This window comes from Pantoea sp. X-Soil-ISGK-355, from assembly GCF_059730805.1.
Genome location: NZ_AP035972.1, coordinates 147,204 through 173,906, shown reverse-complemented (window position 1 = coordinate 173,906; position 26,703 = coordinate 147,204). Strand labels below are relative to the sequence as shown.

The 26,703-nt window shown below is 51.6% G+C and carries 23 protein-coding genes and 3 pseudogenes; 8 read left to right on the top strand and 18 right to left on the bottom strand.

Annotation, left to right across the window (positions count from 1 at the left end):
• Positions 1 to 106 precede the first annotated feature (106 nt).
• From AC6I8J_RS19525 to AC6I8J_RS19515, 3 genes are read right to left on the bottom strand one after another with little or no spacing between them, the layout of a single operon-like run.
• On the bottom strand, positions 107 to 778 hold the full coding sequence (locus AC6I8J_RS19525; RefSeq protein ID WP_497825723.1) for a sugar phosphate isomerase/epimerase family protein: 672 nt from the start codon (positions 776 to 778) through the stop codon (positions 107 to 109).
• The gene (locus AC6I8J_RS19520) at positions 778 to 936 is read right to left on the bottom strand and encodes a hypothetical protein (RefSeq protein ID WP_497825722.1); all 159 of its coding nucleotides are present in this window, start codon (positions 934 to 936) and stop codon (positions 778 to 780) included. Before AC6I8J_RS19520 ends, AC6I8J_RS19525 begins: the two co-directional genes overlap by 1 nt.
• A 9-nt stretch (positions 937 to 945) precedes the next feature.
• Positions 946 to 1,962 carry a LacI family DNA-binding transcriptional regulator gene (locus tag AC6I8J_RS19515; RefSeq protein ID WP_161736044.1) on the bottom strand — a complete coding sequence of 339 codons (1,017 nt, stop codon included), beginning with the start codon at positions 1,960 to 1,962 and terminating at the stop codon, positions 946 to 948.
• Positions 1,963 to 2,352: 390 nt separating this feature from the next.
• Between AC6I8J_RS19515 and AC6I8J_RS19510 the strand changes: the two genes are divergently transcribed.
• The 4 genes from AC6I8J_RS19510 (at position 2,353) to AC6I8J_RS19495 (ending at position 7,032) form a co-directional block, all read left to right on the top strand.
• A complete protein-coding gene (locus tag AC6I8J_RS19510; protein ID WP_122889438.1) occupies positions 2,353 to 3,276 on the top strand; it encodes a substrate-binding domain-containing protein in 924 nt (307 codons plus the stop codon).
• Between the two features lie 54 nt (positions 3,277 to 3,330).
• Complete coding sequence (locus AC6I8J_RS19505) at positions 3,331 to 4,509, top strand: Gfo/Idh/MocA family protein (RefSeq protein WP_122889439.1); 1,179 nt, start codon at positions 3,331 to 3,333, stop codon at positions 4,507 to 4,509.
• Between the two features lie 9 nt (positions 4,510 to 4,518).
• Positions 4,519 to 5,460 carry a sugar phosphate isomerase/epimerase family protein gene (locus AC6I8J_RS19500; RefSeq protein ID WP_161736043.1) on the top strand — a complete coding sequence of 314 codons (942 nt, stop codon included), beginning with the start codon at positions 4,519 to 4,521 and terminating at the stop codon, positions 5,458 to 5,460.
• A 114-nt stretch (positions 5,461 to 5,574) separates the two neighbouring features.
• A complete protein-coding gene (locus AC6I8J_RS19495; RefSeq protein WP_161736042.1) occupies positions 5,575 to 7,032 on the top strand; it encodes a sugar porter family MFS transporter in 1,458 nt (485 codons plus the stop codon).
• A 378-nt stretch (positions 7,033 to 7,410) separates the two neighbouring features.
• Here AC6I8J_RS19495 and AC6I8J_RS19490 read toward each other — a convergent pair whose 3' ends face one another.
• The 5 genes from AC6I8J_RS19490 to AC6I8J_RS19470 all read right to left on the bottom strand — a co-directional run bounded on the left by AC6I8J_RS19490 (position 7,411) and on the right by AC6I8J_RS19470 (position 11,634).
• Positions 7,411 to 8,301 (bottom strand): helix-turn-helix domain-containing protein, encoded by an 891-nt coding sequence (locus tag AC6I8J_RS19490; protein ID WP_497825721.1) that lies wholly within the window; start codon positions 8,299 to 8,301, stop codon positions 7,411 to 7,413.
• Positions 8,302 to 8,537: 236 nt separating this feature from the next.
• Positions 8,538 to 9,446 (bottom strand): NmrA family NAD(P)-binding protein, encoded by a 909-nt coding sequence (locus tag AC6I8J_RS19485; protein ID WP_497825720.1) that lies wholly within the window; start codon positions 9,444 to 9,446, stop codon positions 8,538 to 8,540.
• Between the two features lie 113 nt (positions 9,447 to 9,559).
• Positions 9,560 to 10,309, bottom strand: coding sequence for an NADPH-dependent F420 reductase (locus AC6I8J_RS19480; RefSeq protein ID WP_480344025.1), 750 nt, complete (start codon positions 10,307 to 10,309; stop codon positions 9,560 to 9,562).
• A 61-nt stretch (positions 10,310 to 10,370) separates the two neighbouring features.
• A complete protein-coding gene (locus AC6I8J_RS19475) occupies positions 10,371 to 11,087 on the bottom strand; it encodes a nitroreductase (RefSeq protein ID WP_497825719.1) in 717 nt (238 codons plus the stop codon).
• A gap of 115 nt (positions 11,088 to 11,202) precedes the next feature.
• A complete protein-coding gene (locus AC6I8J_RS19470) occupies positions 11,203 to 11,634 on the bottom strand; it encodes a MarR family winged helix-turn-helix transcriptional regulator (RefSeq protein ID WP_161736038.1) in 432 nt (143 codons plus the stop codon).
• A gap of 374 nt (positions 11,635 to 12,008) precedes the next feature.
• Here AC6I8J_RS19470 and AC6I8J_RS19465 point away from each other — a divergent pair, with 374 nt between their 5' ends.
• The gene (locus AC6I8J_RS19465; RefSeq protein ID WP_222925763.1) at positions 12,009 to 13,673 is read left to right on the top strand and encodes a carboxylesterase family protein; all 1,665 of its coding nucleotides are present in this window, start codon (positions 12,009 to 12,011) and stop codon (positions 13,671 to 13,673) included.
• Between the two features lie 523 nt (positions 13,674 to 14,196).
• Here the strand turns inward: AC6I8J_RS19465 and AC6I8J_RS19460 are convergent.
• The 8 genes and pseudogenes from AC6I8J_RS19460 to AC6I8J_RS19425 all read right to left on the bottom strand — a co-directional run bounded on the left by AC6I8J_RS19460 (position 14,197) and on the right by AC6I8J_RS19425 (position 21,188).
• On the bottom strand, positions 14,197 to 14,832 hold the full coding sequence (locus AC6I8J_RS19460; RefSeq protein ID WP_497825718.1) for a DUF2268 domain-containing putative Zn-dependent protease: 636 nt from the start codon (positions 14,830 to 14,832) through the stop codon (positions 14,197 to 14,199).
• 316 nt (positions 14,833 to 15,148) lie between these two features.
• Positions 15,149 to 16,708 carry a sensor domain-containing diguanylate cyclase gene (locus AC6I8J_RS19455; protein WP_161735752.1) on the bottom strand — a complete coding sequence of 520 codons (1,560 nt, stop codon included), beginning with the start codon at positions 16,706 to 16,708 and terminating at the stop codon, positions 15,149 to 15,151.
• 871 nt (positions 16,709 to 17,579) lie between these two features.
• Entirely contained in the window at positions 17,580 to 17,858 is a 279-nt protein-coding gene (locus AC6I8J_RS19450; RefSeq protein WP_285088531.1) for a hypothetical protein, read from the bottom strand.
• A 55-nt stretch (positions 17,859 to 17,913) separates the two neighbouring features.
• Positions 17,914 to 18,153: a regulatory protein YcgZ gene (gene ycgZ / locus AC6I8J_RS19445; RefSeq protein ID WP_253418014.1), complete on the bottom strand. Its 240-nt coding sequence runs from the start codon at positions 18,151 to 18,153 to the stop codon at positions 17,914 to 17,916.
• Between the two features lie 165 nt (positions 18,154 to 18,318).
• A pseudogene (locus AC6I8J_RS19440) lies at positions 18,319 to 18,909 on the bottom strand (DinB/UmuC family translesion DNA polymerase); the annotation flags it as partial.
• Between the two features lie 78 nt (positions 18,910 to 18,987).
• The gene (gene arsC, locus AC6I8J_RS19435) at positions 18,988 to 19,416 is read right to left on the bottom strand and encodes a glutaredoxin-dependent arsenate reductase (protein ID WP_222925570.1); all 429 of its coding nucleotides are present in this window, start codon (positions 19,414 to 19,416) and stop codon (positions 18,988 to 18,990) included.
• A 49-nt stretch (positions 19,417 to 19,465) separates the two neighbouring features.
• Positions 19,466 to 20,749: an arsenic transporter gene (locus AC6I8J_RS19430; RefSeq protein ID WP_497825717.1), complete on the bottom strand. Its 1,284-nt coding sequence runs from the start codon at positions 20,747 to 20,749 to the stop codon at positions 19,466 to 19,468.
• Between the two features lie 85 nt (positions 20,750 to 20,834).
• Positions 20,835 to 21,188, bottom strand: a complete 354-nt coding sequence (locus AC6I8J_RS19425) for a metalloregulator ArsR/SmtB family transcription factor (RefSeq protein WP_161735738.1) — start codon at positions 21,186 to 21,188, stop codon at positions 20,835 to 20,837.
• Positions 21,189 to 21,670: 482 nt separating this feature from the next.
• On the opposite strand from AC6I8J_RS19425, the gene AC6I8J_RS19420 reads away from it, so the two are divergent.
• The 3 genes and pseudogenes from AC6I8J_RS19420 to AC6I8J_RS19410 form a co-directional block, all read left to right on the top strand.
• The gene (locus tag AC6I8J_RS19420; RefSeq protein ID WP_161735760.1) at positions 21,671 to 23,149 is read left to right on the top strand and encodes a SulP family inorganic anion transporter; all 1,479 of its coding nucleotides are present in this window, start codon (positions 21,671 to 21,673) and stop codon (positions 23,147 to 23,149) included.
• A gap of 6 nt (positions 23,150 to 23,155) precedes the next feature.
• Positions 23,156 to 23,509, top strand: a pseudogene (locus AC6I8J_RS19415) (universal stress protein); the annotation flags it as partial.
• A 119-nt stretch (positions 23,510 to 23,628) separates the two neighbouring features.
• Positions 23,629 to 23,742, top strand: a pseudogene (locus AC6I8J_RS19410) (YdgH/BhsA/McbA-like domain containing protein); the annotation flags it as partial.
• 63 nt (positions 23,743 to 23,805) lie between these two features.
• On the opposite strand, the gene AC6I8J_RS19405 reads toward AC6I8J_RS19410, so the two are convergent.
• Positions 23,806 to 25,008, bottom strand: a complete 1,203-nt coding sequence (locus AC6I8J_RS19405) for an MFS transporter (protein ID WP_161735736.1) — start codon at positions 25,006 to 25,008, stop codon at positions 23,806 to 23,808.
• A 165-nt stretch (positions 25,009 to 25,173) separates the two neighbouring features.
• Positions 25,174 to 25,914, bottom strand: a complete 741-nt coding sequence (locus tag AC6I8J_RS19400) for a nitroreductase family protein (protein ID WP_161735734.1) — start codon at positions 25,912 to 25,914, stop codon at positions 25,174 to 25,176.
• Positions 25,915 to 26,703: the final 789 nt, after the last annotated feature.

Sequence of the window (26,703 nt, the reverse complement as noted above, 5' to 3'; positions counted from 1 at the left end):
GTTTATGTGGAATGGGAAATCTACTGAAATTATTGGTGCTTTAAAGTCCGCTATGCGTGAAAGCAGAAGCTCAGGCGTAAACGTTTAGAATTCAGTCAGGCCGGATTCAATCACTTATGCCATAGTGCTTCAGGCTTTGCATGCTCAGCTTTCCTGCTTCAAATACGTCGTGTTCCCAGGCATGTGGGCTGAGCCATTCAGGAGACCATACACCGTTGTAGCCCGTTTTACGTAAGGCTCTGACCCAGCTATCAATGTTCACTTCACCCTGGCCCGGTGCGTAATCACGAAGTACCCACTCATCCCATGCCTCGTCCTTACGAGCAGCGCGACCATCGCAGAAATGGACACCGTAAATCAGGCTGGGATCCATTTTGGCAACTTCGTCCGGATGAGTCTTACCGCCTGCGTGCAAGTGCCAGAAGTCAATAACCAGCCCCACATTATCCCTGCCGCATGCGGCAATTATGTCCAGACCTTGCTGTAATGAATTAAAGGGTGTGAAGGCAACAACTTCAATCTGAAATCTGATGCCAAGAGGTTTACCAATATCGGCTATGGCACAGATGTTATCGTGCAGGATGGTGTTGCGGTTTGTTTCAGTAAGTTCATTGATTTCATCAAGCGCCATGATCTGAACGACAGGACAGGCAAGCTCAGCAGCAGCATGACAAATCATCCTGGCCTCCTGTATAAGTTCAGCACGGGCCTGTGGTTGATAGCGACCGATACGTTTGAGAGCGTTAATACAGGTAATATCAATACCGTTATCCTGCATCAGCTGACGATATTCTGCATAGCTGCCACCATTTTCCAGATAACGAAATATATGTTCAGGCAGTAATTCCAGCCCGTAAAACCGGCCTCACGAGCAATACGTAATTGCGTCACTGCGTTGCTGTACCATACAGAAACTCCATGTAATGACAGTTTCATTGCATCTCCTCAATCAGAAATATGAAGATGTGAACGGCGAACGCGAAGCTCTCCTTTTTTCCAGAGACCGTCCGGATCCGATTTTCCCAACAGAAGCCGGTTCAGCGCCTCCTTTACAAGCAGGTCAAGACGCTGACTGTATGTAGTAAGTTGCCAGGCAGGGGCCGCAGCTTCATCAATGTCATCAAAACCAACGACTGCAACAGAATCTTTTCCCGAAACACCGCGCAACGCCTCCATCGCTCCCAGGGCGAGTATGTCATTCTCGCAGAACAGTGCCTCAATGCGTTCATGTACTGGCGTTTCAAGCAAATAATGCTTCATCAGGTCATAACCCAGCCGACGATCGTAATGCTCGGCGCTGAATTCGAGTGTCAGTCCAAATCCCTGTGAGGATAATGCATCATGAAACCCCTCCTTACGCTGCAGATGCCCCTCATTACTGCCCGGCCCGGCCATATAGCCAAATTTCTTATGACCCTGCTCCATAAGTAAGCGGGCAATGACCCGTCCGGCCTGGTAGTCGTCAATATTCACGACGTCTATTCCCTGACCCTCAGTATTGCGGCCTACCTGCACCAGCGGTATAGAATGCATATCCAGGGCGATGGCAATGAATTCGGGCGTCAGTGCTGTACCCATAAAAAGAATCCCATCAACCTGGAGCTGATCGGCCAGCGACATTACGGCACTGTAATTATTGCCGGTGATATTCAGAAGCAAAGCCATGTATCCAAAGCTCTGAAGCTGCCGTGTCACCTCGTCCAGCAATAGCATTGAGTGAGGATTTTTTAATTCATCGATCGCCACGCCTACGATGTGCGTACGCTTTTGCGATAACCCCCTGGCAAGCAAATTCGGGCGGTATCCCAGTTCCTGCGCAATCTCCAGAATTCTTCCGCGGGCCTTATCAGAAATGGAGGCACCCGGTGTGAAAGCGCGGGAAACCGTCCATTTAGACACTCCAGCGCGGGATGCTACGTCCCGTGCCGTTACCTTCTGACGCTTTGCTGCCTTATTTGTCATAAAAATCCGGTTGTTAAATGCATGCATGCAATTTAGAGATTAAGGAGAATTTAATCTTTTTCAAAGACGTGTGGTTTATCCAGAGTCTGGCTAGAAATTACACCGTAATCAAACTTAATGCACCCGATTGCAAAAAAAAATGTGATCCCGTGTGAGTGTTTTTTAAAAGCTTGTTGACTAAATTTTCAGGCTCTTACACATTCGCTACATCTTCTTCAGCCATCATGCCAGGGTGAAAAGATTTTGCATCTGGATGCATTTTTGCACCCGAGAGCAAAATGATTATGGCTTTATCAGACGGCATACGCAGGAGCGGAAATTAACCTGAGCATAAAGCTGTCGCTCTTCACGTCAGGGACCGAACATACTAATTTGCTACAGGATTCAATCATGAAAAAGACTCTCGGTTTACTGATGCTGATAAGCCTGACACTGGCTACGGCGGTTCAGGCAAGAACGGCGCAGGTTGGCGTCGCGCTGGCAAATTTCGACCTTAACTTTGTGTCGATCCTTCGCACACAAATGATGCATGAGCTGGATACGCAGGGCATGAAAGGCCAGTTTTCTGATGCCAAAGGCGATGTTGCGCTCCAGGTACAGCAGATTGATGATTTTATTAATCAGGGGGTAGACGCCATCATACTTAATCCGGTCGACACTCAGGGTGTACTTCCAATGATCCAGGCGGCTAAAAATGCCGGAATCCCGCTGATTTTCGTGAATCGTAAACCAGAAGTGCCGCTGACAGGGGCAATGAGTTATGTGGGATCGGACTCTGCCCTGAGTGGCAAAATGCAGATCGAAGAACTGGCTAAGCTAATGAATTACCGAGGCAACATCGCCATTCTGATGGGTGCACTTTCGAATGAGGAGGCTCGCGAACGTACACGCGCTGTTGAAGAGTTTGTTGCGCAGCATAAAAATATGAAGGTGATTGAGAAACAAACCGCAAAATGGCAGCGAAATGAGGCGGTAGACGTGGTCTCTTCATGGCTGCTTAACGGCAGGTCAATCAATGCGATCGTCGCCAATAACGACGAAATGGCCATCGGTGCCATTATGGCCCTGAACCAGGCGAAGAAAAAAGACGTGATGGTTGCTGGCATTGACGGCACACCTGACGGACTGCAGTTTATTAAAAACGGTGAGATGGTTGTAACTGTTTTCCAGGATGCTAAAGCACAGGCTACCGGTGCCGTAAGAGTGGCAAATGCGCTGATTAATAAGCAGAAGACAGATAATTACCACTGGATCCCCTACCAGACTGTTACCAGAGCCAACTACGAACAATTTATCCAGCAGAACCAGAAGTGATTTTTATTAAACCCATCTTTGCACCCGGGTGCAAAGCGTTAATTCGGAGTATTTATGCTAAACGGTGAAAAAAGTATTTCCCGCCCACTACGCTGGGCCATGATTGGCGGCGGCCGGCTCAGTCAGGTTGGCTATAAACATCGTTCGGGTGCACTGCGCGATAACACTGCCTTCCGGCTTGTTGCTGGCGCATTTGACGTCGATGCCACCCGGGGCCGTGAGTTCGGCATCAACCTTGGCTTACCGGCCGAACGTTGTTATGAGAATTATGGACAGCTGCTATCTGAAGAAGCTAAGCGTGAAGATGGTGTTGAAGTTGTTACTGTTGCCACGCCTAATGGCACGCATTTTGAAATCACCAGAGCTGCGCTTAATGCCGGGATTCATGTTATCTGTGAAAAACCGCTGTTTTTTACCTCGGCTGAAGCGCAGGAAATTAAAGCACTGGCGGCGGAAAAAGGCCTGATCGTGGGCGTTACCTATGGCTTTTCAGGCCATCCATTACTGATGCAGATGCGCGCCATGATTGCTAAGGGCGAAATTGGTGATGTACGCATGGTTGAACTGCAGTACACACATGGATTTAGCGCAACTGATAACGCGGACAAGTTCAGCGATGCGCAGAAATGGCGCGTAGACCCTAAAATTGCCGGTCCGTCATTTGTGCTGGGTGACATCTCAACGCATACCTTTTACATCTCTCAGCTTGTACTTCCTGACCTGAAAATCAAAAGTCTGTTATGCGATCGTCAGAGCTTCATTCCGTCCCGGGCACCACTGGAAGATAACGCTATGGTGCTGATGCATTATGAAAACGGTGCCGTAGGACGCATGTGGGCCTCTGCAATAAATGCAGGCTCAATGGACAGCCAGAGTATTCGCGTTATCGGCTCCCGGGCCAGCCTGGAATGGAGCGATTATAACCCGGGAGAACTGAAATTTGAGGTTCAGGGCCAGCCTAACCAGATGCTGCATCATGGTATGCCCTACCTTGATGAAAGTGCCCTGGCCGATGAGCGCCTTGGGGCATTGCATACCGAAGGGCTGGCTGAATCATGGGCCAACATCTATCTCAAGTTCGCCATTGCCATCAGCGCGACTCAGCGCGGCGACAGTAAAACTCTTGAGGGGCTGGTTTATCCGGACATCAACGCGGGCGCCGAAGGCGTGCGCTGGATTGAAAACTGTGTGCGCTCGGCAGATAGCGGTTCCAGCTGGGTTAACTACGAATAAGGAATGACGATGAAACTCTCTTTCTGTACGGACAGTCTCGGCCACCTGCCTTATGAGCAGATGCTGGACAAGCTGCTTGAGCTGGGTGTTAACGGCGTTGAAATGACTACCGGAGGCTGGTCTTCAGCACCGCATGTCCCAACGGCTGAGCTTCTGGAAAGCGCATCAAAGCGTCAGCAGTTTCTTCACGCGCTTGAAAGCCGCGGCATGACCATCGCGGCTCTGAACGTTTCCGGGAACCCTCTGGATCCGGGAGATTTGGGGAAATGCCACAGACAGGATACTGAAAATGCACTGCGGCTGGCCGGGGAACTGGGTGTAAAAAAAATTGTAATGATGAGCGGCCTGCCTCCGGCCAGTCCGCATGACACCATCCCGAACTGGATCACCTATACCGTCAGCTGGCCACCCACGCTGAAAAACTGTCTGGACTATCAGTGGAATGAGGTTGCTATTCCATACTGGCGGGATCTGGTCGAGCAGGCGAAGACCAGCGGCGTAGAAAAATTTGCGCTGGAGAACTTCAGTTCAATGCTTGTCTGGAATCCGGAAACCCTGTTCCGGCTGCGTGACGCCGTGGGACCTATGGTTGGACTGAACCTTGACCCCAGTCATCTTATCTGGATGGGTGCCGACCCTATCGCTGCCGCCCGCGCACTTGGACCGGCCATACATCACTGTCACGGTAAAGACGTACGCCTTGAGCGTGGACTGGTTAACATCAACGGTCTGCTCGAAACCAAACCGGTTGAGGACGTCGCAAACCGCGCCTGGAACTATGTGGCTGTAGGTTGTGGTCAGGACCTTCAATGGTGGAAAGAGTTCTTCTCGGTCGTACGCATGATGGGCTACAACGACTGGGTTTCACTGGAGATGGAGGATTTAACCATGTCCGTTGAGGCAGGTGTTACCTCATCAGTTGCTGCGTTACAGCAGACTATCAGTCAGTAGTTTTTCCCCTTAAGGCTGCCGTAAAGCGGCAGCCTTATCAAAAATATGTTCATGCCTGAACAGACCATTAAAAAATGTACCCCACATAGCCTAATCTTCAGATGGAGTAGCCTGATGGAACATTATATTTCGAAAAATCCTGCCTCCGGCCCCAACAGTAAAGTACGAACTGAACCTCTCGTGAAGGTCATTACCGCCATTGCTACTTTAGGCGGTTTGTTGTTCGGTTATGATACCGGCGTGATTTCAGGTGCATTACTTTTTATGGGGCCTGAACTACAGCTAACCCCCTTCACCACAGGTCTGGTAACCAGTTCACTGTTAGTGGGCGCGGCTACAGGCGCGCTGATTTCAGGTGGACTGGCAGATCGCCTTGGCCGTCGTAATATCATCCTTATCCTTGCTGTCATTTTTGCTCTGGGAGCGCTGGGAACAGCCGTTGCGCCTAACCTGGAAGTTATGCTCATTTCCCGCGTGGTTCTCGGACTGGCAGTCGGTGGCGCTGGAAGTACCGTGCCTGTTTACCTGGCAGAAATTGCACCAGCAAACAGGCGCGGACAGCTTGTCACCATCAGCGAATTAATGATTGTCTCCGGTCAGATGCTGGCTTACATCTCGAATTTCGCGCTCAATGCACTCTGGGGTGGCGAAAACACCTGGCGCTGGATGCTGGGCATTGCCACGCTACCGGCAGTCGTTCTCTTTTTGGGTATGCTTTTTATGCCTGACTCTCCCCGCTGGTATGCGCTTAAAGGGCGCTTTGCTGAGGCTCGCCGTATTCTGAGCCGGACACGAGCAAAAGAAGATGTAGATTGGGAAATGATGGAAATCGAAGAAAATTTGTCGGAAGAAGCGCAGCAAAAAGGTTCGTTGCAGGATTTACGTACGCCCTGGATGTGCAAAGTTTTTTTTATCGGTCTCACCTTTGCCTTTTTCCACGCAGCAACGGCCGTTAACAGCATCATGTATTATGCCCCCATTATCCTACAGAATACCGGTATGAGCACGAATGCCTCACTGTTTGCGACCATAGCTAACGGTGTGGTGTCAGTCATCATGGTTCTGATCGGCATTGTTTTGCTGGGTTATATCGGTCGTCGGACCATGGCTGCGATGGGCCAGATAGGGTGCACCTGCTGCCTGTTTCTTCTCGCCGCCATATCGGCTTTTATGCCGGAACATATGGGTAACGATGTCAATCTGTTACGCAGTTATTTCATTCTTGGGGCAATGTTACTGTTCCTCTGCTTCATGCAGGGCTTCTACTCACCTGTTATCTGGCTAATGTTGTCAGAAATGTTTCCGAGTAAAATTCGCGGTATATGTATGGGCGGCGCAGTATGTGCGCTCTGGTGCTCTAATGTCATAATCACTATGTCTTTTCCGGTACTTCTTTCCTCATTCGGGCTTGCCTGCACATTTGGCATCTATGGCATCGTAGGAGTTTTAGGCAGCGCTTTTGTTCTGAAATTCATCCCGGAAACCCGCGGCCGAAGTCTGGAGCAAATTGAGCATTATCTGCGCGATATTTATAAGGATAAAAAAGGAGTGAAGTCGGCACTGTCTGAATAATTCAGATTTATAAATTCACAGAAATATTGAAAAAAATGAGGCATGAAATAGCGCTTTTTATGACCTGCTGAACTGCTCCCCGCTATTTAGCTTAGCAGGATGATGGAACGTCAGCTTCTCGCACAAAGTGGAAATGCGTGCTGACAGGTACGCTATGAGCGAGGAGCGGACGTTTACCAACGTTAACCTGCATATACTCAATTTTTGCCACTCTATATGCTGCTACCGGCACGTTTATCAGAAAAAATCGACATGCAATCCGCGCATCTGCTGGAACAAAATGCGTGCACAGAGCAATATTTCGACCTGTTATTTTGCCGGAAATGAAGTTTTCCAGGCCTGTTATTACTTCATCTGGAGAATTTATCCACAGGTACGTTAGATATCCTTAAGGATGTCAGGAAACCGTTCAAAACGCATTTTGCCTGCTGTCACCGGTATATAATAATCCCCCCAAAAATGGGATGACATGAGGTTTGCCTCGTGGTCCGGCCCCACAATAAACAGGTCGTCACCTTCACGCCGGGCTTCAGCACGGCGCGGCAGAATGTGCCGATAAACATTCATCTGCATTTCAGTCAACTCTGCCGCACTACCTTCAAACGGAAAGCGCAGGAACATGCCCGGACTGGATGCATTCTGCCCGCCATGCTCATCTTTATCCTCGCGACAGCCAAAGGTCAGTATCAGTCGGATGTTGCTGGAGGAGCTGTCAGGTTCAAACCGTTCTGCGAACCAGGTGGGTGATTCTCCGCGAAGGAGGCGCGCCGCCTTTTTAAGGCCCTGCTCACGCTGCTCCGTGTGGAAAGCAATAGAGTAGAGGTCGGCGCTTTCACACTGGTAGCTAAAGGTCACATCAGAAAGCGAGGGCGCGCTGAGCCATGCTGTTTCCGGTTCCGGCATGGTGCGAGCGGATGATAAGAGGCTGGGCTGCAGGCCGTGAAAATGCCACTCTTTCGTCTGCCTGTAACGCGCCGGGGGCAGACAAAAATATTTTGTAAAGGTCCGGGTGAAAGCTTGCTGATTGGTAAAGCCGAACTGTTCAGCCGCATGGATGACAGGTGCGCCGGTCATTTTCAGCAGGATAGCCGATTCAGACAGTCTGCGTTCGCGAATGTAGGTGGCCAGTTTCATGCCAGTTTCCTGGCGAAACAGTCGCTGGAGATTCCACTTGCTGTAACCGGACTTCTCTGCCACTTCGTCGAGGATGATTTTTTTATCAAGATTCTCTTCAATCCAGACAATGAGATCGTGGGTAAAACTTTTCATTTGTATTGGCCCCGGAGCATCATAAAATTACATATCTATTGTTGAATGCCTGAGACAGGAAAGCCGATGGGTATTATTCATCGAAACGTTTTACGTAAAGCCTTAAAGGCCCTGACACACGTTAAGTCACGTGTGTCAGGGCAGCGAACCTGCTGCAAAAAATCTTTATATCAGTAAGGCGGGTAAAAGCGTGCTCGTGAAGAAAATGTCAGCATCTCAAGAGCCTTGATTCTTTTTTATTGGGGGTTCTTTGCTGAAGCAATCAGCGCACTTTTATTTTCAGTCAAGTATTCCCGCACCGTTTTCGCTGGCCTGCCGAGAATATAAGGAAGATCGTTTTGCACCATCGACATATAGGACATCCTGCCATCAAGCATCTGGGTAACGAAATCAATGTTTGCACTGGCATACCAGCTGTCAGCACCTTGAGAAATAAGTGAATCGATCAGCTGACGGAAGCCTTCCAGTCCTTTGTCTTCGCACCTGATTTCAAGCCCGGTCACCTCACTCATCAGCACGGCTATTTCTTCACCGTCCAAACTTTCCACGCTCAGCCAGTAATGCTGTCCGGCATGACGCGCAGGCCCATCGAAGAGCACTTTTGCAGCGACGGCGGCAATGTCCTCGGGCGCGATATAGCCGACTCTCCGATCGCCCCAGTAAGTTGTGTAGGTGAAATTTTTGGGGATATAAAGGCCGATGAATACATTCATAAACATATTTGGATGGAGATGCGTCCAGGCAATGCCACTCGCCTCGATATATTTTTCAATCATCTGGTGCCATACAAAGTGGGCATCCGTGGTATCCCATTCAGCAAACACACCCACATGAACGATATGGCTCACACCTGACTTCTTGGCTGCATCCACCAGGGTTTTACTCTGCGTGAGCATGGCAACGCTGTAGCCGGTTAAGAGGAAGACGCGATCAACGCCCGCCATCGCGAGCGCGAAGGTCTCCGGTTTATCGAGATCGAGATAAACGCCATCTTTTCCTTCCCTGCGCAGCTGGTTTACCGTGTCTTGCTTGCGTGAAGCGATGCGCAGATGAACATCTTTATCGTCAAGTTCTTTGACGATATGGCTACCGATAGTCCCGGTAGCGCCCAGAACAAGGACAACGGGCTTCTGATGTATTGTCATGAGTACAATACCTTATTCAGTTGGTTGATAGAGCGTCAGGGCAACGCCACGTTTCAGGAAAGGAGATGTCTGAATCCCCCACAACGGGCTGCATACTTTGCCCGCTACGTCAGCTACATAAAGAGCGCGCGCGTCAGACGCACGGCGTAGTCCGCGTCGGGGTTGGTAGTGCTGTCGCCAACCCGTTCCATGATCGCCTCGATCGCGAGGTCGCGGCGTTTCGGCAGGCGGCCCCGCTCGGCTGCGGCCAGGGCATCGGGCACCTCATCGCGCGCCAGATCCGTACAGTAAACTGGTGCGCCGGGCTGCTGGCGCCATGATTCGCTGAGCGGTCCCGAATAAACCGCGTCGAGCCCGGTCTCGTCGACCAGTCTCATCGCCACATCACGTTCCCGCTCGCCGTTGGCTGCAACGGGAATGGCGATCCGCCCGGTCGATCCTGCAGGGACACCCTTCTGTGCGAAGGAGGCGGAGGTGATGGCGTTCCACGCTTTGGCAATGGGACGACCCAGCTGCCCTGCAACCCACTCACTCTCGGTTTGTCCGGCTTCGATGTCAGCGATTTCGCCGTCACGTTTGGGATAGTAGTTCGATGTGTCGATGACAACGGTGCTGGCAGGCACGCTCGCGAACAGCGGAGCGATCTTCGTAATGGCGCTGAGCGGCGTCGACAGGATTACCACGTCGACCCCCGTCACTGCTTCAGTGGACGTAACGGCCTGAGCGCCGTAGGTCAGGATGTCGCCTTCGATCGTGTCAGGGCCGCGCGAATTGGCAACCTTTACGTCATGACCAGCAGCGCTGAGTTTCATAACCAGCGTTATGCCAATGTTACCTGTGCCCAGTATGCCAATCTTCATGATGTCATCCTCGTAATGAGCAATTGCCGTTTGGGGGCGGGCAAAATGATGCCGCCCTGGTGTTTCAGTCGTGGAAAGTCACGCTGGTGTCCACCGGTACGCGATCCATACGGATCCGGTTGCCGGGTGCCGCTTCGTCCGGGTAGCCGAAAGAGATGCCAAAGAGCAATTTCAACTCATCGGGAATGCCGAGGAATTCACGGATTGTCTCGGCAAAAAAACCAAGCGCAGTTTGGGGAATACCACCGAGACCGCGCGCCGCGAGCGACAGCAGGAAGGTTTGGCCATACATACCTATGTCACCTGCAACACGGACATTGTCACCAAATGAGGGCATAAACAGGAACGCGACCTGGGGAGCATTAAAGAACGAGTAGTTCATCGCGCCCACGCGACGCCGCCCCTCCTTGTCCTCGCGCATCACGTTCATGGCTTCATAATAGGCCTTGCCCAGCGCGTCGTTACGCTTACGATATTCGCCGTAGTAGTCGTTCTGGTCGAAAGAGAAATCCGGCGTGAATTCTCCGGCGTCGTTTTTGGCGTGCAGGATTTGAGATAGCTGCTTAAGCTTTTCGCCGCGGACAATGTGAGTATTCCAGGGCTGCGTATTGCAGTTGGACGGCGCGCACTGGGCATCCTCCAGCACCTCGCGGATAAGGCTTAAGGGTACGGGCTTGTTGAGAAAGCCACGGATAGAGTGACGCGCGTGGGCTGCCTCGCTAAATGGCAGTGTCTCATCTGATGATGTTTCGGTTCGGAGATGGACTGGAGTCATAGTCATAAAGGTTTCCTTTGTATGAGAGTTAGTGGTGATTACCACTTCGCACAAACATCTCTTGCTTACTAGACCATAGCGCACTAGATAAAATGGTGCAAAAAGGGCATGTACAGTCTCTTTAATCCTGTCGTGGTCTACTGAGATCGCGCAAGGTGTCGCGAAGCTCGATCATTCCCGCTTCGTCCAGTTTACAGGCGCTCTTGATCTTCTGACTAACGCTCAGGATTTCTTCCCGGATGCTCTCGACGCGAGGGGTCAGATCGACCAGCACACGTCGTTCATCGTTTGGGTCACGAGTACGAGTAACAAATCCTGCACTTTCAAGGCGTTTGACAAGAGGCGTGATCGTCCCCGTGTCCATGTCGAGACAGGCACCAAGCGTGCCCACAGATAAGGGCGATCCGTTCAGCAGTCTGAGCATCACCAGGTATTGCGGGAACGTCAGGCCTAACGGCTCCAGGAAGGGCTTGTGCATCCTGGCCATACGGTTAGCCGCTCCATAGAGAGCAAAAGAGAGCTCCATACCAACGCTGCGGGATTGTGTCATCATTAATTCGCCTGATATCTTCTAGTGCACTAGATTAAACCAGCTTGAAATAATTTCAAGTGCTGTAGTCGGCTGTGTGGGTAATAAAGCGTCAACGGTGCCGCGAATTATAAGCTTTCATTGCCTTTCTGGATGAGCGGGTGAAAGAAGCCAGGGCTGCTCAGCAATTAACGTAACATGAAAGTTGCAACGTCCGCTTTTGGCACAAAGCGGATGGAATCAGATAAACGTCCGCTATGAGCGAGGAACGGACATTGAGTGCAAAAGAACAGCAACACGCGATAATGGGGCTGGCTTTATCTTGTTTTGTGAGCCTGACATTACCGGGCATTACGACATTTCATGTATAAGAAATATTTCCCCAGAGCACGGTACGCATGAAAAATTCTATGTTCAGATTTTCCCCGACATTTTTACTCTTTTTGCTTGCCTCTTCAGCCACCGCACAAAATATCTCCCCCGAAATTACGACGCAATTTGGTAAGGTCAAAGGCGAAGACCATCACAATACGCTGTCATGGACCGGTATTCCTTATGCGAAAGCCCCGGTCGGAGAACTGCGCTGGAAAAAACCGGTTTCTCCGGACGCATCAAACACCGTCTTCGATGCGACCCGGCCCGCCGCCGACTGTATCCAGGTATCCCCTAACGGAGTCAAAGGTAATGAGGATTGCCTGAATCTCAATATCTATCGCCCAACTGGGACCAGCACCCCGCTTCCGGTGCTGGTTTATATACACGGCGGCAATAATCAGCTGGGCAGTTCCAGTGAGTTTGCTCCGGCGTTTATCGCTGAAAAATACAATGCTGTGATTGTTACCGTAAATTATCGTCTGGGCGCACTCGGCTTTAATCCATTAAAAGCCCTTAACGATGGCAACCCGCTGAATGATTCCGGAAACTACAGCTTACTCGACATCAAAAAATCACTGGAGTGGATCAAAGATAATATTCAGGCTTTTGGTGGTGACACAAATAATATTACCGTCTCCGGATTTTCGGCTGGCGGCAGAGACGTGATGGCGATGCTTATATCACCCTATTTTAAAAATACCTTCGACAAAGCCATTGTTTTCAGTGGCGGCATGACCACCTCTGACAAACATGAAGCGGAAAGCGTGTTCGCGCAAAGACTAGCACCTCTGGTAGTCAAACATGGCATTAAACCAGATGCCGGAGCGGCGAAAATCTGGCTCCTGTCAGGCTCGCCAGAGGTCCGTCATTTTCTCTATCAGCTCCCCGCCGCAGAACTGGCAATGCTGTTTGGCGATGCGGGGATTCGCATGAATCAATTTCCCCATCTCTACCGCGATGGTGTGGTGATCCCGAAGGATGGCTTTGAGACCAAAAAATATAATGCCGTCCCAGCCATTATGGCCACAGGGCAACAGGAGTTTTCTTTCTTCGCCCGTAACGACCCTATGTTTGCCACACAGGTGAAAGACGGTACGCTTGAAAACAACACCACCCTGCTGAATAAATACACCTTTGCAAATCACTATGGCGGGCTGCTATACAGCCTGTTTAATGTTAATCAGTCTGCTGAGGTGATGTATAAAAATTATCACGCGCCGCTGTATGGCATGGAGTTCCGCTATGGCACGGATGCGTTTGTTACTGGTGACAAATTATCCGCCATTGGTTCTTTCCACGGCGTGTTTATGCCTTTTTGGGATAAAGATAAGTATGCTGAATTTACGCAGGATGCGCTGAAGCTAAAAGGCTCCAGGGCACTAGGAGAATCTTTTAATACCTACATTAAAAACTTCCTGGCAACAGGGTCACCAAACGATCAGACCCTTCCGGAATGGAAGAAATGGACTCCGGAAAATGCAGCTGCGGGGGAATCACTTCTGATGATGGATGCCAACAGGCAGAAAGCCATCATCTACATGAGCAACAAGACCTATAGTTATAAAGATATTCTCACCCGCATTGAGCAGGACAACTCCTTGTCAGCTGTAGACAAAAACTTTGTTATCAAAAACGTGCTGAACAATCGCTGGTTCAGCGCACCGCTTGATCAACACTTTAGCCACTAATCCGATGCCTCCTGCTATTGCAGGAGGCAAATTTTTACTCAGCGAGCGAACTATAGATTATTTTGCGTACTTTGCTGTTATTAGCTCCTGTTAATGTGCCACCGTATAGCTTTGCCGCAACCTTCATTCCAGGGCTTCCAGCATCACCCCTTCGGTTTGCGACACATTACGCTGAATGTAAATCGTGCTCTGTGCTCAGATGACGCCATATCGATTTAAACGCCAGAGCCCGAAAGCTGATTGATGTGATTTCTCTTTTTCTCGCTGGCTCTGGTCATAAAATCTGGCTCAGTATGCTGAGTTAACCGCCTTTGCAGTCTTTTTCCCGAATGTCTGCCGAACGAACTTCACACACTGCCAACTTGTTCAATTAAACCTATCAACCTGACTGCACCAGACTGGCATTAAACTGAAGACAACGCTGACAACGGTAAGTGCGTAGTCCGCTATGAGCGAAGAGCGGACTATGCGACTTTCGCTTAAAAGTTGAATAAAAGCTTAAAGGAAATAAAAAGTATGTACGTCATATAAAAGCCTTTAACTCCTCAGCATCTATGTTCGCCAGCATTGATGCTTTCAAGTTTGGGGATGATGCGAGATACCTGGATATCAGGTTGAAACCTGCCGTATAACCCAGCCACCTTGGTAAATCTCCTGTTCCGAAAAACCAGGCATTATGGTCGTAATCAGTGCGATGCCAGTTTTCAAGCATGAGTGGATAGTAGGGCTTTACAATATCAGACCTGAGGCTTTCCCAGGGCTCACATTCACCCCCCAAAAGCTCAAGAGAAAAATGCCCGGCCAGTCCTTCAGAGACAAGCACTTCTCCCAGCGTTGAGCCGTATCCCGGTCCTGCCCACCTTGCAGCATGGTGAAGTTCATGAGCAAATAGACGCTCAATAGAGTGCGCAACGTTTTTGCAGAATGCAGGGTTTTCAGGATCCACGGTTATATAGATAACACCAGCTTCAGGACAATAACCGGCATGCCCTTTTTCAGGGATAACCAACTTCCCGGCCTTAACTACGACATCTACTGAAGGAGTCGGCATCAACCTTGTGACTTGTACGTAGGTATCGGTCAGGTTAGTTCGCAGCCATTCACTGTGAACAGTGAGTTTATCCTGAGCGTTCAGAATATGGATGGTTATTTGAGACATGTGATTCTTACCCAGAAACATTAGTAATGTGCGCATACTAACAGACATAGAGGGCATGCCATGTTGCTACTCAGCAAGTGGCCGAGCAATGATCACTAATGTCCGCTCCTGGCACAGCGCGGACATGCGCGCGGGACAAAGTCCGCTATGAGCCAGAAGCGGACATCGACTTATGCAGCAGTCAGATCTGTGCCAGTAGCGCATTTACCGGCGATAAGTATGCGTACAAAATCAGCAGCAATGAAAGTCCGGTATCAATAAGTGGGGGCTAGAATCTCCCAGTACCGGACAACATGCCTCGTCCCGGAAAACCATATTACCTCATGCCATGAACGCGGTTGCGACCGCTGCTTTTCGCCTCATAAAGTGCTCTGTCAGCCTGCTGCTTCAGACGCTCAGCCTGATCCGCCTGGCCGTCAGAAATCAGAGCGCAGTAACCGGCGCTGAGGGTAACGACCCCTTCCGGAAGCCCGGAGCTTTCATGAACTATTCCGGCACTCATAACGGCCGCTACCGCCCGCCGTGCCACTTTTTCTGCATCGGCTTTACCGGTGAAAGGCAGAATAATGGCAAACTCCTCGCCGCCGTAGCGTGCCACCACGTCGCCACTGCGGTGAGTGAGCCCCTTCAGAATGACGCCCACCTTTTGCAGGCACGCATCCCCTCCCACGTGTCCGTACGTGTCGTTGTAGCGCTTGAAGAAATCAATATCAAACATAATCAGGGATACAGGTTCGCCTGACGTGTACGAGCGCTGCAGGGCCTTTTCCAGCATAGCGTCAAACTGACGGCGATTCGCCAGCCCGGTCAGTCCGTCAATCAGCGCCAGAGTCTGCAGCGTGTGGTTGATGGTGGTAAGTTCATCCCTAACCTGCGTCAGTTCAATCTGGTTTCTGACGTTAGCCTTTACCTGTCTGAGCACAAACATACCCATGCCGGTAATCATCATAAGCAACACCAGGTTCAGCACAACGTCGGCAGCATTGGCAGAAAGCCACGCCGTCCTGATTGCATCACGGTCATATCCCGCTGTGACTATCAGGGGATACTGTTCAAGACGAGCGTAGCCATATACCCGCTCGACGCCATCCAGAGCTGAACGCCACGTTGCGCTGCCGCTGGCAGACGTTTTCAGGACCGTTGTAAACAGTGGGCTGGATGAAAGACTGCGGTTAATGGCCGTGTCCGGAAAAGGCCGGATATACAACACAGAAGTGTCAGCCAGTATCAGCGCCAGGACGTCGCGTTCACCCAGCGTATAGTAGCTGTAGAACTGCCGGAAGTAGTCAACCTTTACCGTAGCCAGCGCGATGCCGGCGAAGCGACCTACCTCATCATTCAGGCGCACCGATACGGGAATGACCAGGTCGCCCGTCGAGCGGCTGCGGATAACACGCCCCACGTGCACGCCCGTCCCGGTGTGTGTGCGGTGCCAGGCAAAATACTCTCTGTCAGCATTGTTCCCTTTTGCAGGCGTGTAATTACCCGATGTGGCAATCCACTTACCCTGCGCGTCATAAATAAACAGGCCGTGCAGCTGACGCAGCCTCTCCTGCTTCTCTTTAAGCTGCGAGGCAAAGGCGGGTGTTGCCGCATAGTTAAGCCCGTTAAGGGTGAGCTGCCTGACCGCATCAGCCAGCGTAATATCCACCTGAAGGAAGGCGTCTTCCGCCTGTTTTGCCAGCGAAACCGACAGGTTGCGGGCATCGTCCTCGCGTAACTTCTGATTGTGCTGCCAGGAGTTCCACAGCGTCCATATATTAACACCCACGACGGCAAGCACGGTCAGCAGCAGGAAAAAGGCCATGGTCCGGCCCAGCGAATTGCGCACATAAGGTGGCACGGAGCTGCCGGTTTTGTTATCCAAGGTATTCATATCCTCATCCAGTCTGAAACTGAAACATAATTTATGAATAAGCTTATCACATGAAGGGCATATCCCCGGAGGGTAATGCTGAACGGCCGGGATAAACCGGGCGTGACCCGATGCCATCTCTTCCTCCACACCGGTGCGGTCAGGGGCAGTGAGATTCATTTATTTCGTTAATGCATGCGCGGTGAGGTCATCCAACTCCGCTTCTGGCGCTGCCGGACATCAGCACGATGAGGTTGAAGCCCCCGGCACTGAGGGTTGAGGCTTTCATGTGGGATTTCGGGTGAGGCGGATTTATATTTTCATACAGACACTCACCTATTGGTTAAATTCACATCCTGAAAATCACCTTTCAGTCATGAAAAAATAGGGAAGATAATGAGAGGAGTACTGTTTTTCCACTCCCGGAAAGGAAGTATTACATGATGCTACGGGGTATCTTAAAACCATCCTGAGACAAATTGAAAAAACAAAGCGCATATTACTTCAGATAAGATGGCTGGCATGAACGAGGGTGCCGACGCGGAACAATACTGAAACAGCTGACACCATTACGCGTGCATTTCAGTGACTGCGTGATAGCACCATTCACAGTAAAGTCCGCTTCAGTTGTCTGAAATTTATTGAGCAGCAGATGAAGTGAATTAATTAAAACCGATCTGGCGAACGCCGGAAGCCGATCAGGATGATCCCGTTGCCTCTTTGAGGCCCATCAGAATTACCCTACAGCCGCGCAGTACACCAGGACTGAGAAGGTCAATACACATCTCCCTTTGAGTAATCAGAGAGAACATGCCCCTGTCGGGATACCTCTGCAGAGACCGCACGCAGGGCACTGCCCTGTCATCCGGAAAAAAGGGATATGAAAAGACGATCAATGCCAGGTCAGATCATCGTAATTGTCGGTTGAGTTCATGGTGAATTCTCCCATGCCACTTCTCTGTAGTGCATCGCGCCTTTTGATTTCGTCGCTGACATCATTGATTGCCCGTTTCAGGGCATTAATCCTGTAAGTATCGCTTTCTGTTTTGAGAAAACTGTTCAGCTTGTTCAGTATGCCCGGCCATGAGACGCGTGTGTTGTCATTAAGTATGGCGAGGGTCGCCTCCCCGATGAACACATCACGCAGCAATTGCATATCCTGTTCTGTCATTACCGCAACTGGTCTCCTGTCTCACAACACCGAAAAGACGGCAGCGTAGTAAAACTCATTTACTGAACAAAAGCTCTATCAGCGCATGCAACTGCTGCTCTTCTGCATCAGATGAAGCCTTATCAAGACGTACAATCAGCCTTAAGCAGATAGCTTTGCGGTTCAGTATCTGACCTGAGCGGAGAATCTCAGCAACAACTGCACCGAGAATTTCCTGCTGCGAAGGTAATTTTGCGCGGCTGAAATAGTCAGCGATATCGCTGTTGAAACCTGTGCTGTTCAGCTTGAGTTGCATGACTGACCCCACTGTATGATTCGAAAATGACCTTTTTTGCGCAAATTATACAAAAAACATGGCTTTGTACAGATATTTCCGTTTCGCTTATAACAGCTACTGACAAGGACAGATGCCGGGAGAGTATCCATCCGGCAGGAGTATTGCTACAGCCTGCCTGGAGTCTTATCTTGCCCGGGGCGGGTCCCATACCGGCTTTGTATAGGCTGGCGACAGCATGTCTCTCTTCATCGACCAGGATTTCTGGATCCCCTGCCCTGCAAAAAACAGGCTGGCCTTGCCGCTCTGGTTAAGTCCGTCAACCACCCGCATCAGAACCTCACTGTTGGCCTGTGGACGGTATTCATCAAACAGACTGAGCTGAGCCACGCCCTGGCTATAGAAGTCGCCCAGCATTACGCCCGCATTCATATAACGATGCCCGTCTACCTATATCCGTTAAAGCGCATCTATGGCGACCTGGATAATATCGCGGGTGTCGTTCGACGGGGTCAGCAGTTTGCCGGTTGCCTGATTACCGTAAGACACCCCACCGTCAGCATGCCGGCTGGTCGGCACAAAAACGGTTATCTGCCTGCAGTACTGCCTTTCTTTTCTCAGCTCTTCGGCGGCATGCTCAGCAAATGCGCATACCGCCTGCCGCATATCCATGTACTCAGTGATACGTGAACCGAATGAGCGTGAGCAGACAACCTGCTGTCTGGTGGGTGCAAATTCCTCAAGCGCCAGACATGACTCGCCGCGCAGCTCCCTGAGCGGGTAAACCAGCGCAGCATATAAAAAGTCGGCTGATGCCGGCTTTTTCACACTGTTATGCCCGCAGCCTGGTAAAAATCAGAGGCTGACACGGTTCCCGTGCTCATCAATAACTGTTTCACCCTGCTCTTTGGTAAATGCGCCCTTCTGCGGGTCCGGCAGGATGTCCAGAACCTCTTCGGAGGGACGGCACAGCTTCGTTCCGAGCGGCGTCACCACCACCGGGCGATTAATGAGGATCGGATGAGCCAGCATGGCATCGAGCAATTCTTCATTGCTGAAGCGGTCTTCTGCCAGGCAGAGCTGTTCGTAAGGTTCGGTATTTTTGCGCAGCAGGGCACGCACGCCGATGCCCATGTCCGCAATCAGCTTCTTCAGCTCATCGCGCGACGGTGGCGATTTCAGATACAAAATAACCGTGGGTTCGGCGCCGCTGTTACGGATAAGCGCGAGGGTGTTACGGGATGTCCCGCAGGCCGGGTTGTGGTAAATGGTAATGTCAGTCATAAGTGGTACTCCGTTAAGGCGCTGCATAGTCACAGCACCGTTGCCAGTGTTAAACAGACAGGCGCAGAGCAAGCGCCGACAGCGTCACAAACAGTACCGGCAGGGTCATCACCATGCCCACGCGGAAGTAGTAACCCCAGCTGACGGTAATGTTTTTCTGTGCCAGGACGTGCAGCCACAGCAGGGTAGCGAGGCTGCCGATAGGGGTGATTTTCGGGCCGAGGTCGCAGCCGATGATGTTGGCGTAAATCATCGCCTCCTTCACCACGCCCTGCGCGGTGCTGCCGTCAATCGAAAGCGCCCCAACCAGCACGGCAGGCATGTTGTTCATCACCGAGGAAAGCGCCGCCGTCAGAAAGCCGGTGCCGAGCGTTGCGCCCCAGACACCATGCTCTGCAAACCGGTTCAGCGCGGCGGAAAGGTAATCAGTCAGCCCGGCATTGCGTAGTCCGTATACCACCAGATACATGCCCAGCGAAAAGATAACGATCTGCCAGGGCGCACCTTTCAGTACCTTTCCGGTATCAATCACATGGCCTTTACGGGCTACCAGCCAGAGAATAAAAGCCGCCACCGCTGCCACCAGGCTGATCGGCACGCCGAGTGGTTCGAGGGCAAAGAAGCCGACCAGCAGCAGAATGAGAACAATCCAGCCGGTTTTATAGGTGCGCGCATCGCGAATAGCCTCACGCGGTGATTTAAGCTTCGCAAGGTCGTAAGTGGCGGGGATATCCCTGCGGAAAAACAGGTGCAGCATGACCAGCGTGGCGGCAACTGAGGCTATATTCACCGGCACCATCACCGAGGCATATTCGCTGAAACCCAGCTTAAAGAAGTCCGCCGTGACGATGTTGACCAGGTTCGATACGATGAGCGGCAGGCTGGAGGTATCGGCGATAAAGCCCGCCGCCATCACATATGCCAGCGTGGCACCGGGGCTGAAGCCCAGCGCCAGCAGCATAGCGATAACGATCGGCGTCAGAATGAGCGCCGCCCCGTCATTGGCGAACAGGGCCGCCACCGCCGCCCCCAGCAGAACGATATACGTGAAAAGCAGCCTGCCTTTACCGCCTCCCCAGCGGGAGACGTGCAGCGCGGCCCATTCAAAAAAGCCTGACTCATCGAGCAGCAGACTGATGATTATGACCGCAATAAACGTGGCCGTGGCGTTCCAGACAATCTGCCAGACCACAGGGATGTCTCCGATGTGTACTACGCCGGTCAGCAGTGCCAGCGCAGCGCCGATAACGGCACTCCAGCCGATACTGAGTCCTTTTGGCTGCCAGATAACCAGTATCAGGGTCAGGACGAAAATCGCACCCGCCAGAAACATATCTTCTCCTTTTTGAATAAAATGGCCCATTGATCCGTGCTGCTTATAACATATTCGAAAATTCGGATATGTTTCGATAAAATTTTTACATGCAGACCGGCTTGCCGTTAGTTGTCGCATTATTGCGTTCAGCCTGCTGGCTGAGTTGCATAATGTCATCCCGCTGGCAAAGGTAAGCCTGTTCAATCACTGCTGCTGCCCAGGCTGGCATGTGCGGAGACAAACGGTAATAGATCCATTTTCCATCCCGCCGGTCGATAAGCAGTCCGCCTGCTCTGAGAAGAGCCAGATGTCGTGAGATTTTAGGCTGCGTTTGTTTCAGGATGTCTGAGAGTTCGCAGACGCAGAGCTCACCTTTTTCGCGCAGCAGAAGCACAAGGCTGAGCCGCGTGTCATCTGAAAGGTTTTTAAAAAGCTGCAGGGGGTTTACTGACAACATGGTCACTCCTGATGGTTACTGACTGAGTCTCCCAGAGAAGCTCTGTATGTTAATAATATATTCAATAAACCATATTTGTATATCCATTTCCTGATTACAAAGGCCTGCAGAATAACCGGCTGTCAGAGTGCCGCCGCCCCCCATTCTGCAAACGGCATTTTCGTCCTCTGCGTTGACCCTGTTAACAATTGGTGTAGAGTAAAAAACGCTTTTTGTCGTGCGTCAGCTGCACGGCTGGCATTCATGACCGGTACTGAACAGCTCTTCAGACGGTCTTTCTGGTTACTCGCGCTGCTCTGTCAGCCGTGAAGGAGTGATAAACACCGCCATGCGTCTTACGCCACCCTGAGTTTCATCCCCTCTCCGTCGCACTGAATAAACTTCGGCGCGCACTCAAAAACATCCCGTCTGCGGATGTGCTTTTTCGTCTGTAAATTTTTTGCCCTCACGGGCTAACCGCAATCAAAAACTGAGAAATGACTATGTTGCTGTCCTCGACACATAAGGACTGGCTGGGTAATGTCCGTGGTGACGTTCTTGCCGGTATTGTGGTCGCGCTCGCGCTTATACCTGAAGCGATCGCCTTTTCCATTATTGCCGGTGTGGATCCGCAGGTCGGACTCTACTCTGCATTCTGTATTCCCCTGGTTATGGCCTTCCTCGGTGGCCGTCCGGCGATGATTTCGTCGGCTACTGGCGCTATGGCCCTGCTGATGGTCACGCTTGTAAAAGATCACGGCCTGCAGTATCTGCTGGCCGCATCGGCGCTCACCGGCGTCCTGCAACTGGCGGCCGGTTACCTGAAGTTGGGTAGCCTGATGCGCTATGTTTCGCGCTCGGTAGTAACCGGCTTCGTTAACGCGCTGGCCATTCTGATTTTCATGGCGCAACTGCCGGAACTCACCGATGTGACCTGGCACGTATATGCCCTGACCGCAGCGGGCCTGGCCATTATCTATCTGTTCCCGTATATCAACAAAACCATCCCCTCACCGCTGGTCTGTATTATCGTGCTGACGGCCATTTCCATGTGGCTCCACCTGGACGTGCGCACCGTCGGCGACATGGGCAAACTGCCTGACAGCCTGCCGGTTTTTCTGATCCCCGATGTTCCACTGAACCTGGACACACTGATGATCATCCTGCCGTACTCTGCGGGCCTGGCCGTGGTGGGACTGCTGGAATCGATGATGACCGCCACCATTGTCGATGACATGACCGACACGCCCAGCGATAAAAACCGCGAGTGCAAGGCGCAGGGTGCGGCCAATATCTGTACCTCATTTATTGGTGGCATGGCGGGATGCGCGATGATCGGTCAGTCGGTGATTAACGTGAAGTCGGGCGGACGCGGGCGTCTTTCAACGCTCACTGCAGGCGTGGTGCTGCTGCTGATGGTGGTATTCCTGCGCGACTGGGTATCCCGGATACCGATGGCAGCTCTGGTGGCCGTGATGATCATGGTCTCCATCGGCACCTTCTCCTGGCGATCCATTACCCATCTGCGCAGCTATCCCCTTTCAACCAGCGTGGTAATGCTGGCAACGGTCGTGGTGGTGGTGGCGACAGATAACCTTGCTTTTGGCGTGCTGACCGGCGTGCTGATAGCCTCGCTGAACTTCGCCACCAAGGTGGCACGCTTTATGGTGGTGAACTCCAGGCTGAACAATGGGACCCGTACCTACATCGTCACCGGGCAGGTATTTTTTGCCTCAGCCGATCGCTTTATGAGCCACTTTGACTTTCGCGAGGCGGCTGAACACGTGGTGATTGACGTCACACACGCGCACTTCTGGGACATCACATCGATAAGCGCGCTCGACAAAGTGGTGATTAAGTTCCGCCGCGAAGGCACAGAAGTGGATATCCGCGGCATGAATGAGGCAACACGCACCCTCGTTGACCGCTTCGGTGTACACGATAAGCCCGAAGAAGTGGACAAGCTGATGGGCGGCCACTAACCGAGTGCCCTGGATGAAATTCTCGCGGAACCGGGCTGAACACGGCTAATGGTGCTGGGTCGCCGTGGTGTGCATAACCCGGTGGGCAGCCACCTTGAGAGCATCATTCGCCTGCAGAAACGGCCGGTGATGGTTGTGCCGGAGACGTTTACGCCGCCCGCACGAGTGATGTATGCATACGACGGCAGCAAGGAGAGTCGCAGGAACCTGACGCGCCTCACGGTCAGCCCTCTGCTGAACGGTCTTACCTGCCATATTGTAATGGTAAACGGCGAAATGTCCGCCCTGCAGGCCGCACAGGCGATTTTGCAGGAGGCGGCCACCACCACTGAGGCCCATTTACATAACGATGAATCCGTTACCCGGATATTCCTGATTATGGATGGATCACATACGGGGAGCGGGTCAGTTTACATAACAACCTTTAACCCATACATTTAGTGTGGCTAATCCAATTCCCAAATTGGTCGTAGTTAGAGGATGAGGCAGAATCGAAAATCGCCGCTCAGGCTCAGGAGCAGGGTGCGCAGTACAAAATTACGGAAGCGAACACCCATAACCGTGTTCACATGACCCCAGAACTGTATAAATAACGGATGGTCGCAAATGGATTTGCCAGAAGAGGCTGCCCAATGGGCAGTCTTTTTTATGCCTGTTCAGGCAAGGCGGGTGGCAGGCGAGCTACCGGTTCGCCACCATAAAATCAGCGCCAGCAGGGCTATCGCCCCGAGAACTGCAAACGCAGTGCTGTAAGAATAACGCGCGGCGATTGCTCCGGTCATGGCCGGACTCAGCGCAGCGCCTGCGCCCTGCATCAGCATAATGACGCTCTGCCCGGCATTAACATGGCCGGTCCCCCGCATCAGAGACACAATATAGCCCGGCACCGCCACGCCCAGAATCCCTGCCGCAATACCATCCAGAATCTGAACCGGAATGACAAAGAGCGGTTCGGCAAAGCCTGCTGCAATAACCGCGCGCAGCGGTAAAATCATCAGGGCGACCATGATGAACAGGCGATAGCCGTGCGTTTCCACCCGTTTCGAGACCCACAGCGCGACCGGGATCATCACCAGCTGGGAAATCACCACCGTTGCCGCAGCGTACAGACCGGGACTAACCGCCGCCTGTCCGCCTGCGGAGGCGACGCGCATGCTCAGCATTGGTAATAGCGCGGCATTGGCAAGGTGAAACAGCAGCAGCGTCACGCCCGCTATCATCAGCGCCGGTTTACGCATCAGCATCGATAAGCTCAGCGCTGGCTGACGCTCTTCATTCTGTTCAAAGCCTCGCGCCACCTCGTTATCAATCTCATCACCGCGAATCGCAAGTGTGGCGAAGGCAGCAAAAATCGCCATCACCGTCATCAGAATAAAGACAGCACCCATGCCCCAGTACCAGGCAGAAAAACCCGCCAGCAACGCTGCAATGGTGTTACCACCATGATTGAAGGCTTCATTGCGTCCCATCTGCTGGTTGAAGCCGCGCTGACCGGTCAGCCCCAGGGTGATCCCCGCCACGGTCGGACCGATAAACGCCGCAGCAATTCCCGCCACAATTTGCGAGACCATCGCCGTCCAGGTCTGATTGCTGTACCACAGCAGCAGCGTAGCAACGGTGATCACCAGACAACCCAGCAGCACAATCATTTTTTTATGGCGGGTCGCATCGGCAGCTATCCCAGCAGGCAGCGTGGCAAGTAGTCCGGCGATGCCGCCACAGGTCATCACCAGTCCGATTTCATCAGGACGCCAGTGCCGTTCCGTCAGAAATATGCCCAGAAAAGGTCCCAACCCGTCGCGGACATCAGCCAGAAAAAAGCTCATTAAACAGAGCGCATAGAGTGAACGCTGAGACATGTTATTTCCCTGGAAAGTAAGTGTTAAAGGCAGTAGCGCTTCGGTTAACAGGGAAATTATGTGTTACAAAGAAGAAAGTCACATTTCGTTATAGTAACAAAATGAAAAAGGCCACCCGTCACAATGGACGGATGGCCTGATACTTTTCACTTCGCGCAGAAGGAATTATTTATCCGTGCCGAAACCCTGTTTCAGCAGTGCGGGCAATACAGCCGGGAAGTAGATATTTTTATAGTAACCGCTGACGCTTTCGCTCCAGCTCTCACCGTCGTGACGACCGATGTTTTTCCAGTGCTGAACCATTTCATCGTTGTAAGCTGCAATCTGCTGCTCCAGCCCCTGCGTCTGATAGGTCTCATCATGGCGGAAAGTAGCCAGAGGCAGACGCGGTTTCTGATGAGCAGGCTCGTCCACGTGACCGATGACCACACCCGCAACCGGGAAGGTCAGCGGCGGCAGCTCCAGCAGTGAAATCATCGCCTGTGGATCGCGACGGATTCCGCCAATCGGCACAATGCCCAGACCTTCTGCACGCGCAGCGGCCATGACTGAGCCCAGGGCAATACCAATATCGGTAGAACCCGACACGATGCTCTCAATGCTCTGATGGGCAATCTGCTGCTGATCGACAGCGGCCATTCCCACCGCCGATTTATGCATGTCCAGCACGAAAGTGATGAAGACGGGTGCTTTGGCAATCCACGGCTGACCGCCCGCGATGGCGGCGATCTCTGCGCGACGTCCGGCATCACGCGTGATCACCACAGAAACCTGCTGTGAGTTTACTGATGTCGGTGCGTGGTATGCAGTACTGATAATACGATCCAGCACCGCTTCATCGACAGGTTGCTCAGTGAAACTGCGTTCACTTTTATGACTTGTAAAAATATTAATCAGTTCGCTCATGGTTCCTCCCATATAAAGCGCAACTATAACAGTACTGTGTCCACACGCTTGGTAATTAGAGGGTTTTGTAGTGAGATTTAGTAACTGTTTTTTATTATGTACACGTCTATGTACACTTTTAAAATCTATAGTGGGAGCTATCAAATTTATATTACAGGGCTTAACGGTTCGTATGCCGGCACGATTGTGGACCTGACTTTACCCAGCACTACAATTCCTTCCATCCCTTCTCAGTCGATTCTCTCACCATCCTGAGCGTTGACCTTTGGATTGTAAGTCGAGATGCATCGATGTCTCCAAGCTTCTTATTGAGTAAGGGGTCTACCAGCACAAACTCTTCAGTTGTATCAAGGTGGATCATGTTTACCGGATTAAGCATGAAGATACTATTTAGGTTGAGGTGTTGCTCGATATAGTAGGTGGCTGGAGATTGAAAACTCATTCAGATTCCCCCGTTAGGGTTGAATTGTGCGTAAGCTGTAGCCTCGCCTTCTTGAGTAGAGACATCCCGGAAGGTACACGTATGTGCCTTTATCCAGTGGTTGGCCTCACGCAGGCTGAAGTGCCAATTAACCTGCTTTAGGTGCCGGACAAAATCTTGTGTGGTGACTACATAGCGACCAGATGGCTCTCGCTTGATAGCACTGCAAAAAGCATCCTTAATCTAGTAATAACGTGGCATGATAAAACTCCCTTTGAAAGATCTGTATGTATAAACGGTGTTATCTGCCAGGGGTTTTGAGCAAGCCAGAGTGACTCATAAAATTGTAAAGCCTATGTCAGAATGGG

Coding starts and splice junctions, on each gene's coding strand:
- AC6I8J_RS19525 (WP_497825723.1), bottom strand. CDS start 778: ATGCAGGATAACGGTATTGATATTACCTGTATTAACGCTCTCAAACGT.
- AC6I8J_RS19520 (WP_497825722.1), bottom strand. CDS start 936: ATGAAACTGTCATTACATGGAGTTTCTGTATGGTACAGCAACGCAGTG.
- AC6I8J_RS19515 (WP_161736044.1), bottom strand. CDS start 1,962: ATGACAAATAAGGCAGCAAAGCGTCAGAAGGTAACGGCACGGGACGTA.
- AC6I8J_RS19510 (WP_122889438.1), top strand. CDS start 2,353: ATGAAAAAGACTCTCGGTTTACTGATGCTGATAAGCCTGACACTGGCT.
- AC6I8J_RS19505 (WP_122889439.1), top strand. CDS start 3,331: ATGCTAAACGGTGAAAAAAGTATTTCCCGCCCACTACGCTGGGCCATG.
- AC6I8J_RS19500 (WP_161736043.1), top strand. CDS start 4,519: ATGAAACTCTCTTTCTGTACGGACAGTCTCGGCCACCTGCCTTATGAG.
- AC6I8J_RS19495 (WP_161736042.1), top strand. CDS start 5,575: ATGGAACATTATATTTCGAAAAATCCTGCCTCCGGCCCCAACAGTAAA.
- AC6I8J_RS19490 (WP_497825721.1), bottom strand. CDS start 8,301: ATGAAAAGTTTTACCCACGATCTCATTGTCTGGATTGAAGAGAATCTT.
- AC6I8J_RS19485 (WP_497825720.1), bottom strand. CDS start 9,446: ATGACAATACATCAGAAGCCCGTTGTCCTTGTTCTGGGCGCTACCGGG.
- AC6I8J_RS19475 (WP_497825719.1), bottom strand. CDS start 11,087: ATGACTATGACTCCAGTCCATCTCCGAACCGAAACATCATCAGATGAG.
- AC6I8J_RS19470 (WP_161736038.1), bottom strand. CDS start 11,634: ATGATGACACAATCCCGCAGCGTTGGTATGGAGCTCTCTTTTGCTCTC.
- AC6I8J_RS19465 (WP_222925763.1), top strand. CDS start 12,009: ATGAAAAATTCTATGTTCAGATTTTCCCCGACATTTTTACTCTTTTTG.
- AC6I8J_RS19460 (WP_497825718.1), bottom strand. CDS start 14,832: ATGTCTCAAATAACCATCCATATTCTGAACGCTCAGGATAAACTCACT.
- AC6I8J_RS19455 (WP_161735752.1), bottom strand. CDS start 16,708: ATGAATACCTTGGATAACAAAACCGGCAGCTCCGTGCCACCTTATGTG.
- AC6I8J_RS19450 (WP_285088531.1), bottom strand. CDS start 17,858: ATGACAGAACAGGATATGCAATTGCTGCGTGATGTGTTCATCGGGGAG.
- ycgZ (WP_253418014.1), bottom strand. CDS start 18,153: ATGCAACTCAAGCTGAACAGCACAGGTTTCAACAGCGATATCGCTGAC.
- arsC (WP_222925570.1), bottom strand. CDS start 19,416: ATGACTGACATTACCATTTACCACAACCCGGCCTGCGGGACATCCCGT.
- AC6I8J_RS19430 (WP_497825717.1), bottom strand. CDS start 20,749: ATGTTTCTGGCGGGTGCGATTTTCGTCCTGACCCTGATACTGGTTATC.
- AC6I8J_RS19425 (WP_161735738.1), bottom strand. CDS start 21,188: ATGTTGTCAGTAAACCCCCTGCAGCTTTTTAAAAACCTTTCAGATGAC.
- AC6I8J_RS19420 (WP_161735760.1), top strand. CDS start 21,671: ATGTTGCTGTCCTCGACACATAAGGACTGGCTGGGTAATGTCCGTGGT.
- AC6I8J_RS19405 (WP_161735736.1), bottom strand. CDS start 25,008: ATGTCTCAGCGTTCACTCTATGCGCTCTGTTTAATGAGCTTTTTTCTG.
- AC6I8J_RS19400 (WP_161735734.1), bottom strand. CDS start 25,914: ATGAGCGAACTGATTAATATTTTTACAAGTCATAAAAGTGAACGCAGT.